Source organism: Amycolatopsis bartoniae, from assembly GCF_014191255.1.
GTDB lineage: Bacteria > Actinomycetota > Actinomycetes > Mycobacteriales > Pseudonocardiaceae > Amycolatopsis_E > Amycolatopsis_E bartoniae.
In genome coordinates, this window is record NZ_JACHWH010000001.1 from 1,762,586 (window position 1) to 1,777,124 (window position 14,539).

Annotated in this window: 16 protein-coding genes and 1 tRNA gene; 2 read left to right on the forward strand and 15 right to left on the reverse strand. The window is 70.7% G+C overall.

Annotation, left to right across the window (positions count from 1 at the left end; genetic code table 11):
- Positions 1–131 precede the first annotated feature (131 nt).
- The 6 genes from FHX82_RS36850 to FHX82_RS08520 form a co-directional block, all read right to left on the reverse strand.
- Entirely contained in the window at positions 132–290 is a 159-nt protein-coding gene (locus FHX82_RS36850; RefSeq protein WP_229880468.1) for a hypothetical protein, read from the reverse strand.
- A gap of 240 nt (positions 291–530) precedes the next feature.
- Positions 531–604: transfer RNA gene (locus FHX82_RS08500), tRNA-Leu, on the reverse strand.
- 32 nt (positions 605–636) lie between these two features.
- Positions 637–1,962, reverse strand: a complete 1,326-nt coding sequence (locus FHX82_RS08505; protein WP_145934098.1) for an NAD(P)/FAD-dependent oxidoreductase — start codon at positions 1,960–1,962, stop codon at positions 637–639.
- Between the two features lie 111 nt (positions 1,963–2,073).
- A complete protein-coding gene (locus tag FHX82_RS08510; RefSeq protein WP_145934099.1) occupies positions 2,074–2,469 on the reverse strand; it encodes a type II toxin-antitoxin system VapC family toxin in 396 nt (131 codons plus the stop codon).
- Positions 2,466–2,666, reverse strand: a complete 201-nt coding sequence (locus FHX82_RS08515; protein ID WP_145934100.1) for a hypothetical protein — start codon at positions 2,664–2,666, stop codon at positions 2,466–2,468. Before FHX82_RS08515 ends, FHX82_RS08510 begins: the two co-directional genes overlap by 4 nt.
- Before the next feature lie 11 nt (positions 2,667–2,677).
- Positions 2,678–3,415, reverse strand: a complete 738-nt coding sequence (locus tag FHX82_RS08520; protein ID WP_145934101.1) for a uracil-DNA glycosylase — start codon at positions 3,413–3,415, stop codon at positions 2,678–2,680.
- On the opposite strand from FHX82_RS08520, the gene FHX82_RS08525 reads away from it, so the two are divergent.
- Positions 3,414–4,883 carry a S10 family peptidase gene (locus tag FHX82_RS08525; RefSeq protein WP_145934102.1) on the forward strand — a complete coding sequence of 490 codons (1,470 nt, stop codon included), beginning with the start codon at positions 3,414–3,416 and terminating at the stop codon, positions 4,881–4,883. The two genes, FHX82_RS08520 and FHX82_RS08525, sit on opposite strands and share 2 nt — an antisense overlap.
- 16 nt (positions 4,884–4,899) lie before the next feature.
- Here the strand turns inward: FHX82_RS08525 and FHX82_RS08530 are convergent, their stop codons facing one another.
- Together FHX82_RS08530 and FHX82_RS08535 are read right to left on the reverse strand one after the other, a co-directional pair.
- Positions 4,900–5,853 (reverse strand): GH25 family lysozyme, encoded by a 954-nt coding sequence (locus FHX82_RS08530; protein ID WP_145934103.1) that lies wholly within the window; start codon positions 5,851–5,853, stop codon positions 4,900–4,902.
- Positions 5,854–5,960: 107 nt separating this feature from the next.
- A complete protein-coding gene (locus FHX82_RS08535; RefSeq protein WP_145934104.1) occupies positions 5,961–6,788 on the reverse strand; it encodes a helix-turn-helix domain-containing protein in 828 nt (275 codons plus the stop codon).
- A 102-nt stretch (positions 6,789–6,890) separates the two neighbouring features.
- Between FHX82_RS08535 and FHX82_RS08540 the strand changes: the two genes are divergently transcribed.
- Positions 6,891–7,478: an NADPH-dependent FMN reductase gene (locus FHX82_RS08540; protein ID WP_221215364.1), complete on the forward strand. Its 588-nt coding sequence runs from the start codon at positions 6,891–6,893 to the stop codon at positions 7,476–7,478.
- 95 nt (positions 7,479–7,573) lie between these two features.
- On the opposite strand, the gene FHX82_RS08545 is transcribed toward FHX82_RS08540, so the two are convergent.
- The 7 genes from FHX82_RS08545 to FHX82_RS08575 form a co-directional block, all read right to left on the reverse strand.
- Positions 7,574–9,292 carry a S8 family serine peptidase gene (locus tag FHX82_RS08545; RefSeq protein WP_145934106.1) on the reverse strand — a complete coding sequence of 573 codons (1,719 nt, stop codon included), beginning with the start codon at positions 9,290–9,292 and terminating at the stop codon, positions 7,574–7,576.
- A gap of 120 nt (positions 9,293–9,412) precedes the next feature.
- Positions 9,413–10,372: a Ppx/GppA phosphatase family protein gene (locus tag FHX82_RS08550; RefSeq protein ID WP_145934107.1), complete on the reverse strand. Its 960-nt coding sequence runs from the start codon at positions 10,370–10,372 to the stop codon at positions 9,413–9,415.
- Positions 10,373–10,381: 9 nt separating this feature from the next.
- Positions 10,382–11,524, reverse strand: coding sequence for a lytic transglycosylase domain-containing protein (locus tag FHX82_RS08555; protein ID WP_229880463.1), 1,143 nt, complete (start codon positions 11,522–11,524; stop codon positions 10,382–10,384).
- Between the two features lie 92 nt (positions 11,525–11,616).
- Positions 11,617–12,117, reverse strand: coding sequence for a DUF501 domain-containing protein (locus FHX82_RS08560; protein WP_145934108.1), 501 nt, complete (start codon positions 12,115–12,117; stop codon positions 11,617–11,619).
- Between the two features lie 24 nt (positions 12,118–12,141).
- Positions 12,142–12,699 (reverse strand): FtsB family cell division protein, encoded by a 558-nt coding sequence (locus FHX82_RS08565; RefSeq protein WP_373308584.1) that lies wholly within the window; start codon positions 12,697–12,699, stop codon positions 12,142–12,144.
- A 4-nt stretch (positions 12,700–12,703) separates the two neighbouring features.
- Positions 12,704–13,990, reverse strand: a complete 1,287-nt coding sequence (gene eno / locus FHX82_RS08570; RefSeq protein ID WP_145934109.1) for a phosphopyruvate hydratase — start codon at positions 13,988–13,990, stop codon at positions 12,704–12,706.
- Positions 13,991–14,069: 79 nt separating this feature from the next.
- Positions 14,070–14,522 (reverse strand): VOC family protein, encoded by a 453-nt coding sequence (locus tag FHX82_RS08575; RefSeq protein WP_145934110.1) that lies wholly within the window; start codon positions 14,520–14,522, stop codon positions 14,070–14,072.
- Between the last annotated feature and the right edge of the window lie 17 nt (positions 14,523–14,539).

The following is a 14,539-nucleotide window of genomic DNA, read 5'->3' on the forward strand; positions in this document are numbered from 1 at the left end:
GACCATGCGGAAAGGCCGCAGGCTCGCCCGCCTTACCCCATTGATCAGCACATACCGGGTCAGCAACGTTCAACAGCAGTGTCACCACGCTCGCCGCAAGCAGCAGGCGTCGCGCTGGCCGCAACACGTCCTCACTGGCCCCGGACCACCAGCGGCGCTACGAACACCGGTACCCGCAGCTTCAACGCCAAGTTCAACACGTTGCCGAACCCAGAGAGGAAGGTAAGCCCGATCACCAGCCCCATCGTGACCGTGACAAACCGAGCAACTGTCTGCGAGTTGGCGTTCAAGATGGGCTCTCATCCGAGCCCGGAAGCTCGAAGCTCGCCGCGACCACTAACGTGCCGACGAAAATTCCCTGGTCAGCCCCGTTGGTAGTCCCGCCGAGGGCACCAACCCGCGCCGCAACCGAGCGCTCGCAACCGGCGGGTTCATCGGGCACCACCGCTCTTGTGGCGGTGTCGCGCAATCCGAACCGTCGCTGAAAGTCGCAGCTCACGAGGGGCGCGGTCTCGTGAGGATGCTGTGCGTGCCCCCGACGGGACTCGAACCCGCACTGAATCGATTTTAAGTCGACTGCCTCTGCCGGTTGGGCTACGGGGGCACCGCACAGCATAATGCGGCGCCCCGGTGACCTCAGGACCTGGAGGCCCGCGCGAACTCTTCCTTCGGGTTGTTGATCTGCCCCAGGGAGACGACCTCGCGGCGGAACAGGCCGCCCAGCATCCAGTCCAGCAGGATGTGGATCTTGCGGTTGAAGGTGGGCATCGCCTTGAGGTGGTAGCTGCGGTGGAACAGCCAGGCGGGGAAGCCCTTGATCTTCAGGTTCAGCGCGTCGGCCACGCCCTTGTGCAGGCCGAGGCCCGCGACCGCACCGAGGTTCTTGTGGAAGTAGTCCTTCGGCTGGCCACCGCGGAGCACGCGGATGATGTTGGCCGCCAGCACACGCGCCTGGCGGACCGCGTGCTGCGCGTTCGGCGGGCAGGTGGCCGTCGGGTCCTGCTCCGTGCGCGACAGGTCCGGCACGGCGGCGTTGTCGCCCGCCGTCCACACGTCCGGGTGGCCCACGACCTGCAGGGCGGCCGTCGCCTCGACGCGGCCGCGCTTGTCGATCGGCAGGTCGGAGTTGGCGAGCACCGGGTTGGCCTTCACGCCGGCCGTCCAGATGATCGTGTCGCTGTCGAACTCCGTGCCGTCCGAGAGCACCACGTGCCCGTTCTCGAACGACTTCGCCGCCGTGGACAGGAACACCTCGATGCCGCGCTTCTCGAGCTGCTCGACCGTCCACACACCCAGCGTCTCGCGGACCTCGGGCAGGATCCGGCCCGCGGCCTCGACCAGCACCCACCGGATGTCCGACGGGTCGACGTTCTCGTAGTACCGCGTGGCGTCGCGGGTCATGTCTTCGAGCTCGGCCAGCGCCTCGATGCCCGCGAACCCGCCGCCGACGACGGTGAACGTCAGCAGCCGCTTGCGCAGCTCCGGGTCCAGCGTGCTGGCCGCCTGGTCGAGCTTCGTCAGCACGTGGTTGCGCAGGTAGATGGCCTCGCCGATGGTCTTGATACCGATGCCCTGCTCGGCGAGCCCCGGGATCGGCAGCAGGCGCGCCACGGCACCGAGCGCGACCACGAGCACGTCGTAGTTCAGCTGCTCGATGTGCCCGTCCGCGGCCTCGACCGTGACGGACTTGCGCTCGTGCTCGATCTTGTTGACGCGCGCCGTCAGCACGTGACAACGCTTGAGGACCCGCCGCAGCGGCACGACCACGTGCCGCGGTTCGATGGCGCCGGCAGCCGCCTCCGGGAGGAACGGCTGGTACGTCATGTGGGGCTGGGGGTCCACGATCGTGACGGACGCTTCGTTGGCGCGGAGCTTCTTCTGGAGTCCCAGCGCCGTGTAGAGCCCGACGTAACCACCGCCCAGGATCAGGATCCGGGTCGGTTCCGACTTCACTGCGGCCATACCCATATCCTCCCACTCCCCCGGGCCCGACGCTCGTACCCCCCGGCCAGCTGTGACCAGGGTCGCCATAGCAGGGCAAAACGATTCAGATCAACTCCGGCGAACCGGCACTCAGGCCACGAGCTCCACCCGACAGTAGCTGGTCGCGGTGCGCGCGAGGCGCCGGTCGGAGGTCAGCAGCGGGATGCTCCGCGCCTCCGCCAAGGCCACGTATGCGGCGTCGGAACCGCTGATCCCGTGGCGGAGCTGCCACATGCGAGGCAGCAGCTCGTCCAACGAAACATGATCGACACCGAGCAACGGCAGGCGGTCCACCGCCCGTACTGCCTGCTCTTCCTTGATCTTGCTGCCGAGAGCGAGACCGCGGACAACCGACAAGACCTCTGCCTTCCAATGCTCAGGCGCAGCCCACTCGGTGTCCCGCCCGAGAACAGCACGCGCTCGGCGTCCCCGATCGTCGGCGTATAGAAGCATGTTGGCCAACACGGACGCGTCGACCACGATCACGCCGCGCCACCCGCGCCGTCAGCGTCGGTGTCACCAACACGGTCCTGTCGCGCCTGGTCGAGGAGCTCGGCGGCGTCGGGGGCATCGTCACCCGCGCCACCTCCCTCGGCGAGCTCCTGTTCGATATCGAACAGGAGCTGCCGGTTGCGGCTGAATGCTGCCTGTCGTTTCAGCACACCCAGCAGGAGCGACTGCATGCGGAGTCAAGTCATGAGTTCCTGACTTCCAACCCCGCCCGCGAAGCCGCGCGAGCCAGGACGTCCCGCAGCATCGCGGGGGTGAGCCTGCCCGTGAAGGTGTTCTGCTGTGACACGTGGTAGCACCCGAACAGGTGCAGCTCCCCGCCCAGGACGACCTCCACCCCGTGGCCGAACTTGGGCGCCGGCTTCGGGACCGGCCACGTCTGGGCCAGCACGGGCAGCAGCGCCTGCCAGCCGAAGGCACCCAGCACCACCACCGACTTGAGCCGGGGCTTCAGCAGCTCCAGCTCCCGCACCAGCCAGGGGCGGCAGGCGTCCCGCTCGGCGGGCGTCGGCTTGTTCTGCGGGGGCGCGCAGTGCACGGGCGCGGTGATGCGCGTGCCGTACAGCTCCAGCCCGTCGCCCTTGCGCACCGACGTCGGCTGTGACGCCAGGCCCACGTCGTACAGCGCCTGGAACAGCACGTCCCCGGACCGGTCGCCGGTGAACATGCGGCCGGTGCGGTTCCCGCCGTGCGCGGCGGGGGCGAGCCCGACGATCGCCATCGACGCGTCGGCCGGGCCGATGCCGGGCACCGGACGGCCCCAGTACGTCTCGTCCTTGAACGCGGCCCGCTTCTTCCGCGCGACCTCCTCGCGCCACTCCACCAGGCGGGGACAGCGCCGGCAGTCCGCGAGCGCGTCGTCGAGCTCGGCGATCGTGGTGGGTCTGATCTTCGTCACCCCTCCAGCGTAAGTTGAGCTCATGCCCGAGACCCCCGACGAGGAGCCCGAGAAGAAGGCTCCGGAGCCGAGCGACGACCTCGTCAGCACCCAGCACACGCTCACCGTCAAGCGCCGCAAGCTCGCGTACACCGCGAAGACCGGCCGCGTCGTGCTGCGCAAGGAGGTGCTCACCGACGGCAAGTTCGAGGGGCACCAGGCCAAGGCCGAGGTGTTCCTCACGTCGTACACGCTCGACGACGCCGAGCCCGGCTCGCGGCCGGTCACGTTCGCGTTCAACGGCGGCCCCGGCTCGGCCAGCGTCTGGCTGCACATGGGCCTGCTCGGGCCGCGGCGCGCCGTGTCGGGGGACGTCGACTCGCCCGAGCCGCCGCCGTACCGGCTGGTGGACAACCCCGAAACGCTGCTGGCGCACAGCGACCTGGTGTTCATCGACCCGGTGTCCACCGGCTACTCGCGCGCCGTCGCCGGGGAGAAGCCCAAGGACTACCTCGGTTTCACGCCGGACATCGAGTCGGTCGGCGAGATCATCCGGCTGTGGACCTCACGCAACGGCCGCTGGCTGTCGCCGAAGTACCTGGCGGGCGAGTCGTACGGGACGCTGCGGGCGGCCGCGCTCGCCGCACACCTGCAGGAACGGCACGGGCTCTACCTCAACGGGCTGATGCTGATCAGCAGCGTGCTCGACATGGGCACCATCCGCTTCACCGAAGGCAACGACAAGCCGTACCCGCTGTACGTGCCGACATACGCGGCGATAGCGCACTACCACGGGCTGCACGGGGAGCGGCCCCTCGACGACGTGCTGGCCGACGCGGAGGAGTTCGCCGCGCGCGAGCTGCCGTACGCGCTGGAGCGCGGTGCGCGCCTGTCGGCCGAGGAGCGCACGGCGGCCGTGCAGACGCTGGCGTCGCTCACCGGGCTCGACGAGTCCTATGTGGACAGGGTGGACCTGCGGATCGAGCACGTCCGGTTCTTCACCGAGCTGCTGCGCGACCGGGGGCTCACCACAGGCCGCATGGACGGCCGCTTCACCACCTGGGAGCCGGACGGCGGGCGCGAGCACATGAGCGACGACGCCTCGGTGTCACGGATCATCGGCGCGTACTCGGCGGCGTTCAACCACTACGTGCGCGCCGAGCTGGGCTACGAGAACGACCTGCCGTACGAGGTCCTGTCGATGGACGTGGTGCGGAACTGGTCGTACTCCGACTTCGAGGGTCGCTCGGTGTCCGCCGTGGAGGCGCTGGGCGCGGCGATGCGGGCCAACCCGCACCTGAAGGTGCACGTGGCGCTGGGCTACTACGACGGCGCGACGCCGTACTACGCGGCCGAGCACGTGCTGGCGCGCCTGCAGATCCCCGAGGAGCTGCGGGACAACGTCGAGACGGCGTACTACCCGGCGGGCCACATGATGTACGTGCACGAGCCCTCGCGGGTGCAACAGTCCAAGGACCTCGGCGCGTTCGTCGCGGGCAGCAGCAACCGGTAGCCGCGGGAACGTCCACTCAGGACCGGCGGGCGACGGTGGCGGTGAACTCCTGGTCGGACCAGTAGGCGAGGTCGATCTTGCCCGTGCCCTTCGGGATGATGCAGGAGTACGCCCCCTTCTCCGGAACGGCACGGGGTTGGCCTTCGGGGATGGGGTTGCCGCCGGTGCCCGCGTCCCAGCCCCAGTTGTAGACGCCGTAGAGCCACAGGCCGATCGGGCCCGGCGCGATGATCAGGTCGTGCTCGTAGAGCATCGAGCAGGCGAGCGAGAACACGGCGGGCTGGTTCTGGCTGCCGCCTGCCGGGATGCGGATCATGTCTTCCTCCGTGGTTGTGCCGCCTCCCTCGCCGTCGTACAGGAAGGCGGCGAGGTCGTCTCGGGTGCCGCGGAACGCGTTGGCGTCCAACGGCGTGTAGCCCGCGACGCGGGCCGAACTGGTGAACTGGAGCAGCTGCACCGGCAGGCCGCCGTAGCCGTCCCAGTAGGAGGCCGGGACCTGCGCCCACTCGTCCGCCAGGGAACCGACGGTGGTGTCCGGATAGCGGCTCGACCACAGCGGCGGCAGTCCGGCCAGCGACGGGGAGCCGAGCTGCTGCCAGTACCAGCGCGGCAGGTACACCAGCGGCACCCGGTACCCGGCGGCGCGCGCCCGGTTCACGACGTCCTGTACCAGGCCGACGTCGCCGCTGCCGCTTTCCACGTCCGGGATGACGGGCACGTCCTGCGGCACGGTGGCGCGGATGCCGTCGACGTGCGCGGCGGCGGAGACGTTCGAGCGCTGGTACCAGTAGGCGGCGGCCAGCATGCCCGCGGCGCGGGCCTTGGCCAGGTTGGCGGCGAACCGGTCGTCGGCGCCCGTGCCCTCGCCGGCCTTGATGACGCAGAACTCGCACCCCTCGCTCCGCGCGGCGCCGAGGTCGAGCGAATCGGGTTGGTGGTGGCTGATGTCCAGCCCGAAGGTGACGGCCATGTGCCCTCCTCGGCCTACCGTTGGAGTCGAGCATGCGGCGGCCGGGAGGGCTGTCACCAGGGAGCGAAACTCATTGTTTGCATGTACTGACGCTGTGTGACCGACGGTCAGGAGATCGCCCGCAAGGACCCGCCCGGCCGTCGGAGCGCCTCCACGGCCTGTGCGGTCCGCTCGTCCGCGGGGAGGAAGACCACCACCGACTGCCCGTCGGAGGACAGCTCCAGCGTCTCGCGGAGCAGCCGGAGCTCGGGCCCGCCGGGGTGGTTGAGCCGAAGCGGGCCGCGGCGCGGCACCACGTGGCGGTGCAGGCGGCGGGTGAACTCCGGGACCTGCGCGAGCTCCCCGGAGAGCCAGTAGGCGCTGTCCAGCGTGGACCCGAGCCACAGGTCGAAGACCTGCTCGTCGGCCACGTCGTCCCAGTCGGCGAAGAACTCCCCCGCGCGGGGGTCGGTGAAGACGTAGCGCGTGAGGTTCGGCTCGTCACCGTCCAACAGGCCCGTTCCGCTCGTCACCGTCTCGAAGCCGCTGGTGCGGGCGAGGATGTCGCCGACGCGGTTGGTCACCACGGCGATGCCCGGTTCGAGGAGGCGGAGCGTGCGCAGGACCGGCGGGCGGACGTCGCGGCGGGGCGGGCCGGACTGCGGGTGCGTGACGCAGCCACCGCGGCTGATCTTGAAGAGGTAGCGCAGGTGGTTGCGCTGCGCGGGATCGAGGCAGAGCGCGTCGCCGAGCGCCCGCAGCACCTCCACCGACGGGTTGCGGTCCCGGCCCTGTTCCAGGCGCGTCAGGTACTCGACGCTGATGCCCGCCCGCGCCGCGAGGTCCTGGCGCCGCAGGCCCGGCGAGCGGCGGCGGCCGTGCTCCGGCAGGCCCAGCGACTCCGGCTGGACGCTGTCGCGCATGGTGCGGAGGAAGTTCCCCAGCGGCGTCCCCATGGTGTTGAGCATAGGCGCCGCCGGGGCGCTCAGCGTGGCCCTGCGGGGGCCAGCCTGAGCGCGGTCTGGCTGTGGTCACCTCGGGGTTCGATGGTGACAGGTATGACGAACAAGTTGGTGATCATCGTCGGCAGCGTCCGGGAGGGACGGTCCGGCCCGGTCCTCGCGTCTTGGGTCGCCGAGCAGGCCCGCGCACACGGCGGTTTCGACGTGACCGTGGTCGACCTCGCCGAGATCGACCTCCCGCTCGCCCTGCCCGACGCACATCCGAAGCTCGCCGCCGACGACTACCCGCGCCCGGCGGGCATGGCGCCGCTGACCGCGGCGATCGACGGCGCGGACGCGTTCATCGTGGTGACGCCCGAGTACAACCACAGCTATCCCGCGTCGCTGAAGGCCGCCATCGACTGGCACTTCACGCAGTGGGCGGCCAAACCGGTGGCCTTCGTCAGCTACGGCGGAACCGCCGGTGGCCGGCACGCGGCGCTGCATTTGGAGAACGTGTTCATCGAACTGCACGCCGTGCCGATCCGCGACGGTCTCTCGTTCCCGTACTACCGCCGCACGTGGCAGGACGGCAGGCCACTCGATCCGGAGACGCCGCAGTTCACCAAGACGATGCTCGACCAGCTGACCTGGTGGGCGACGGCACTCCGGACGGCTCGGGAGGCCACTCCCTACCCGGCGTGAAGGCCGGTCTCGTCCGAAATCCAGGAGCGAAAAGCCGAGGCGTTGCACGAAAACAGCCGGTCTCCCGTGGGAGACCGGCTGCCTTCGCGAACCACTCAGCCCCGGGTCAGCGCCCCGCCACGCGTCACCGCGGCGTAGGCGTCGACGGCACCGTGGCCGTAGAAACCGTTGAACTGAGGCGTTCCCTGGCAGGTCGCGGTGAACGACGCGTCCCGGCCCTCGTCGAGGTAGTCGACCGTCCGCGGCACCGGGCACGCGATCGGCGCGGCCGTCCCCTCGATCACCTTCTGCACGACGTCCGGGCTCAGCCCGAAACCGCCGCGGCCCGGCTTGCCGTACTGCGAAACGATCAGCGCGGCGACACCCGTCGCGTGGGGCGTGGCCATCGACGTGCCCTGCAAGAACTGGTAGTAGCCCACGCGACCGTCCGCGGCCACCGCCTTCTGCACGCCGAGCGCGGCACCTTCCGGCGTCACGTTGCCCGCCGCGTCGATGTTCCCTTCCGCGATCCCGACGTTCTTCGGGTACGCGGACAGGATCTCGTTCTCGTTGGTGCGGTACCAGTCCGTGCCGAACCCGTCGCGGTAGTAACCGCCGGGCGCGGACACCGAAATCTGCTCCAGGCCGTAGTTCGAGTAGTCGGCCTTGGCACCCGACGGGCCGAACGAGCTCACCCCGATGGTGTGCGGGCCCTCGACCGGCAGCGACAGGCAGGTCGCGTTGTCGATGCCGCGGTCGTGGATCGAGTCCGCCGGGTAGTCCGGGCTCGTGGTGTCCGGCTGCGGCGCGCCGAGGTCGGTGTGCTGGTTGCCCAGCGCCACCACGGACGTGACGCCCTTGCGGTAGGCGTAGTCCAGCGCCCGGTTGATCGACTCGACGATCGTGCGCTGTTCGAGCTGCTGCTCCGGGGTATCGGCCGGGTTGTTCGCGCAGTTGTACAGCCACGGATCGACGTAGAACGACATGTTGACCACGTCGATCCCCGCGTCACCGGCGTACGTCAGCGCGTCCACGGCGGGCTGGAGGAAGAAGAAACCCGAGTCCTGACCGGCGCGGATGTTGACGAGCGTGACGTTCGGCGCCACGCCCGAGACGCCGAAACCGTTGGCAGCGGCGGCGATCGTGCCCGCCACGTGCGTGCCGTGCCCGTTGTCGTCGTGGTCGGCCGGGTCGACGCAGCCGCGGTACTCGCACGGGCCGTCGACGACCGCGCCGGTCTCGTCGGTGGGGATGTCACGGGTGAAGTTGCGGGAGTCGGCGGCGTCGAAGTTCGGCGCGATGTCCGGGTGCGAGCCGTCGATGCCGGTGTCGATCACGCCGACCTTGACGCGCTTGTCGCCCGGCTGCACGGTGCGCGCGAGGTCCGAGCGCACGGACTTGAGGCCCCACAGCTGGTCGTCGAGCGGGTCGGTGCCCACCGGCTTCTGCACGGACGGCTTCTTCTTGGCCGAACCGCGTTCCTTCTCGGCGACGTCCGGCTTGGCGGTCGCCTTGTCCTCCGGTGCCTTGCCGATCGACGTCGCCTTGGCGGCGCCGTAGACCGCGCGGTTCGCCGAGACCCGTTCGACGAAGCCGTTCGCGGGGGCGCTGGCGGTGATCAGCCCGACCGCGCTGTTGGTGTGCAGGACGGTGCCGCCCGCGTCGCGGATCGCCTTCTCCGCGGCGCCGACGCTCTGCCCGGCGGCCGCGAGCACGGTGAACTCCGTGGCGGCACCGGAAAGCTGCGGTTGTGCCGCGGCGGTCGGCCCGGCGACCACGATCCCGCCGATCAGCGGTACCGCGAGCGCGGCGATGAGCAACCTGAATCTCCTCAAGGAAAACTCCTCCTCACCAAAGGGTGAGCAGGAACCTACCCGGGGTTTCGGTAAAGGGGAACCAAAACCCGACTAAAGTCAGGTGCTCGAACAAGATCGACCGGATACCCTGCCGGGCCGTCAATCCCCCACGAGGGAGAGCGCGATCCCGTCGAGGATGTCGTGCTCGCTGACCACGAGTTCCGTCGGCCCGCCGCGCTCGGCGAGCTGCTCCGCGAGCAGCCGCACGATCAGCGCGCCGCCGCCGATGACGTCCACGCGGCCGGGGTGGATCACCGGGTTCGCGGCGCGGGTCTGGTGGTCGGCGGCCAGCAGGTCGTCGGCGAGCCCGAAGACCTGCGCCTGCGACAGCCGGGACAGGTGGGTGCGCTCGGAGTCGTACTCGGGCAGCTCCTGCGCCACGGCGGACAGCGTGGTGACCGTGCCCGCGACGCCGATCCAGGTCTTCGCCTTCGCCACGTCCACGACGTCGAACGCCTCCCGCAGCACGCCCGTGGCGAACTCGCGGGCCGCGGCGATCTCGTCCGGCGTGGGCGGGTCGGACTTCAGCGCCCGCTCGGTGATGCGCACGCAGCCGATGTCGACGGACTTCGCGGCGGTGACCGAGGCCCGCTGCCCGTCCCAGTCGCCGAGCACCAGCTCGGTGGAACCGCCGCCCACGTCGACGACGAGGAACGGCCCGTCGTCCGGGTCCTGCTCGCCGACGGCGCCGGTGAACGACAGCCGTGCCTCCTCGTCGCCGCTGATCACCTCGGCCTCGACGCCGAGGACGTCACGCGTCATCGCGAAGAACTCGTCCCGGTTGCTCGCGTCCCGCGTCGCCGAGGTCGCGACCATGCGGACGCGCTCGACGCCCTTGCGGCGCGCGGCGACGGTGTAGTCGACCAGCGCGGCGCGGGTGCGCTCCAGCGCCTCCGGCGCGAGGCGGCCGGTGGCGTCGACGCCCTGCCCGAGCCGCACGACGCGCATCTCGCGGTGCAGGTCACGCAGGTCGACGGTGCCGTCGTGGCGGACGGTCAGCTCGGCGACCAGTAGGCGGATGGAGTTCGTTCCACAGTCGATCGCGGCAACACGGGGCATACCCGCAGGTTAGCCGGTGGTGCTGGAGGTGGTCGTACTCGTGTCGCTCGACGGTGTGGGCGCGCACGGGTCCGGCGTCCCGGTGGTGGTGGTCGTGGTGGTGGTCGTCGTCGACGGCGGCGACGACGACGACGGTGACGAAGACGACGTCGGACAGGTGGGGCCGGTCGTCGGCGGAGCGTCCGATGTGGACGGTGGCGGCGTGGCCGGTGCGGAGGTGTCCACGCGCGGGTCCACAGTGGGCGTCGTCGCCGGAGGCGCCGGGGTGACCGGCACCGGTGCCGGGGCGGGCACGGCGGGAGCCGCCGGAGCCGCGGGCGCGTCCACCGGAACTGCGCTGTCGGGCAGCTGCAGGACGCCGTTGCGGTATGCCTCCGCCCACAGGATCACCGTGTTCACGTACACGTCGGAGTTGTTGTACCGGTAGATCGCCGCACGCAGCTGATCCGGGTTCGCGAGGTCCAGACCACCTGAGCACAGGTAGCGGCCTGTGGTCAGCGTCGCGTCGTAGAGGTTGTTCGGGTCCGCCACGCCGTCGCCGTTGCCGTCCACGCCGTAGACCAGCCACGTCGCCGGGATGAACTGCGTGGGCCCGACGGCGCGGTCCCACACCGTGTCGAGGTCCCAGCGGCCGCGGTCGGTGTCCGGGATCGCGGCCACCGAGCCGACGCCGTCGAGCACCGGGCCCAGGATCGGTTCGCGGGTGGTGCCGTTCGCGTCGACGTAACCGCCGCGCGCGTGGTTGGACTCGATGCGCCCGATGCTCGCGATCAACGCCCAGTCGATGTGGCAGCCCGGCTGCTCGCGCGCCATGATGTCGGCCGCGTTGTGGTACGCCTTGAGCGCCGTGCCGGGAATGCCGAGCGGCCCGCTGGGCAGCTCCTCCGGCGGCAGCGGTTCGGTGACGGCGGAGCGCTGCGACAGGCTGCCGTCGACGTTGACCTGCACGAGTTTCGGGTCGAAACCCTGGACGAGTGCGGCGTCCCGCGTGTGCTCGGTGCTCGGGGCGCTGCTCCAGTCGGACGTGCCGCCGCTCGCGATCCCGGCCGGGACGACGGCGAGCACGCCGCCGAGCGCGGCGACCAGCGTCTTGTGGCGCAGCCCGATCCGCCGCGCCTTGCGCCGGACGATGCGCACCCGCGTCAGTCGCACACCCCGACTCCTCCCGGTTCCGGCCCCATCGTCACGCAGGCGCTGTTAAGCGCACGTGACCGCTTGGCCTATCCCCACAGGAAGGAGCAGCGTTACGCCGCGCAGTCCCCGGAAGGCCAGTCGGGCTTGAGCAGTTCCAGCGTCTCGTCACCGAACGGGTTCACGCCGGGACCGCACGCGAGCGTGTGGGCGAGGTGGACGTGGAGGCACTTGACCCGGCCCGGCATCCCGCCCGCGGTGACCTGGTGCCCGAGCGGCTCGATGGCGTCGCGCTGTGCCAGGTACGACTCGTGCGCGCGCTGGTACTGCGCCGCCAGCTCCTCGTCGACCGACAGCCGCTCGGTCATCTCCTTCATCAGCCCCGACGCCTCCAGGCGCCCGACGAGCGAGGCCAGGCGCGGACAGGTCAGGTAGTACAGCGTGGGGAACGGCGTGCCGTTCTCGAGCCGGGGGCTGGTCTGCACCACCGACGGGTGGCCGCTGGGGCACCGGGCGGCGATGGCCCGCAGCGCCCGCGGCGGGCGGCCGAGCTGCTGCGCGATGATCTCGCGGTCGGCTTCCGTCACCGGCTCGAACGAAGACGTCTGTTCCACGCCCCCATTGTCGCAAGCGGCGCGTCAGCCCCCGACCGTGGTCCAGAACTTCTCGTACCAGGCCGCGTCCCCGGGCGTGGGCGCCTGCTGGGCCTGTTGCTGCTGGGCCTGCGGGGTGTCCTCGGGCAGCTGGACGAGGTACGGCGTCTCGCCCGGCATCACGTACCGCAGCCGGCGGCGGGCCTCGGCCTCGACCTGCGCGGGGTCGTTCAACGCGGCCTGCCGCTCCTGCAGCTCCGCGACCTGGCTCCGCAGCTCGGCCTGCCGCTGCTCCTGCGCGGTGATCTCGGACCGCTGGCTCAGGTAGGTCCGCAGCGGGACGGCGAGGGTGAAGGCCAGCGCGCACACGACGATCGCGAGCACCGCGGCCCGGCGCGTGGTGGACATGCCCAGCACGCGGGTGGCCCCGGCGCCGGGCTTGGCGGCGAACCCCCGCCGCAGCCGCGACTTCGGCGGCTCGCGCCGCACCCGCCGTGGCCTGCCCTCGACGCGTGACGACCCGGAGGCAGGGCGCGCCGGCTGGCCGTCCGCACGGCGTTCCGTGCGGCGGCGCCTCGTGCGCTCCCTGCCTCGCTGGGTCACGGCGTCAGCTCTCCGGGGTGAACCGGGGGAAGGCGAGGTCGCCGGCGAACCGGGCGGCGTCGCCGAGGGTCTCCTCGATGCGCAGCAGCTGGTTGTACTTCGCCACGCGCTCGCTGCGGGCCGGGGCCCCGGTCTTGATCTGGCCCACGCCGGTGGCGACGGCCAGGTCGGCGATCGTGGTGTCCTCGGTCTCGCCGGAGCGGTGGCTCATCATGCTCTTGTAGCCGTAGGACGTGGCGAGCGTGATCGCGTCGAGGGTCTCCGACAGCGTGCCGATCTGGTTGACCTTGACCAGCAGCGCGTTCGCCGCGCCGCGCTCGATGCCCGTCTCCAGGCGGTCGGGGTTGGTGACGAACAGGTCGTCGCCGACGAGCTGCACGCGCTCGCCGATCTGGTTGGTCAGCGCCACCCAGCCGTCCCAGTCGTCCTCGGCCAGCGGGTCCTCGATCGAGACCAGCGGGTACGCGTCGAGCAGCTCGGCGTAGTACGCGGCCAGCTGCTCGGCGCTGCGCTTGGTGCCCTCGAAGCTGTAGGAGCCGTCGGCGAAGAACTCGGTGGCGGCGACGTCCAGCGCCAGCGCGACGTCACGGCCCGGGCGGTAGCCGGCCTTCTCGATCGCGGTGGTGATCAGGTCCAGCGCCTCGCGGTTGCTGGACAGGCTCGGCGCGAAACCGCCCTCGTCGCCGAGGCCGGTGGCCAGGCCGCGGCCCTTGAGCACCGACTTGAGCGAGTGGTAGACCTCCACGCCCCAGCGCAGCGCCTCGCGGAAGGACTCCGCGCCGATCGGCGCGATCATGAACTCCTGGATGTCCACGTCGGTGTCGGCGTGGGCGCCACCGTTGAGGATGTTCAGCATCGGCACCGGAAGCACGTGCGCGTTCGGGCCGCCGAGGTAGCGGAACAGCTCCAGCTCGGCGGACTCGGCGGCGGCCTTCGCGACGGCGAGCGACACCCCGAGCAGGGCGTTCGCGCCGAGGCGGGACTTGTCCGGGGTGCCGTCGAGATCGACCAGCTTCTGGTCCACGATCCGCTGCTCGACGGCCTCGATGCCGGCCAGCTCGGGGCCGATCTCGTCGAGGACCGCGGCGACGGCGCGCTCGACGCCCTTGCCGTTGTACCGCTTGGGGTCGCCGTCGCGGAGCTCGACGGCTTCGTGCTCACCGGTCGACGCCCCCGACGGGACGGCGGCCCGCGCCAGCGTGCCGTCGTCGAGCGCCACCTCCACCTCGACAGTCGGGTTGCCGCGCGAATCCAGGATTTCGCGGGCGCCTACCTGCTCGATGACCGCCACTCGTCGCTCCTCATCGGTTGTCCGGCGATGACGGGTTTCAGCCTAACGGCAGGTCGCGGTCACCCGTTGGAGGCTCGGCTCAGTCGGTGGCCCGGATCTCCTGCCAGCCCGACGGCAGGTCCGCGGTGTCCGAAATGTGCTGCCAGAAGGTCCAGCTGTTGCCCCCGATGTCGGCGACGCTGAACACCCGGGCACCGTAGGGCTGGTTCTGCGGCGGGGAGACGTCGCAGCCCTCGCCGAGCGCGGCGCAGACACGCTCGTACTGCGCGTCGGCGTTCTCGACGTAGACCACGTTGAGCTGGCCGACCGGGTGGTCGACCCCCTTGCCCGCCCAGTAGTCCGCGCCGACGCCGGTGAGCACGATCTCGGCGTCCCCGGCCGCGACGGTGGCCTGGAACACCTGGCCCTCCCCGTCGACGTACCGGACGCGCTCGGTGAACCCGAACACGCGGACCAGCCACTCCAGCGCCTCGGTGGCGTCGGTGTAGTAGAGGTAGGGCGACAGACCGAGGTAGCGCGGTTGTTCGCTCATAACCGCACAGTGCACCA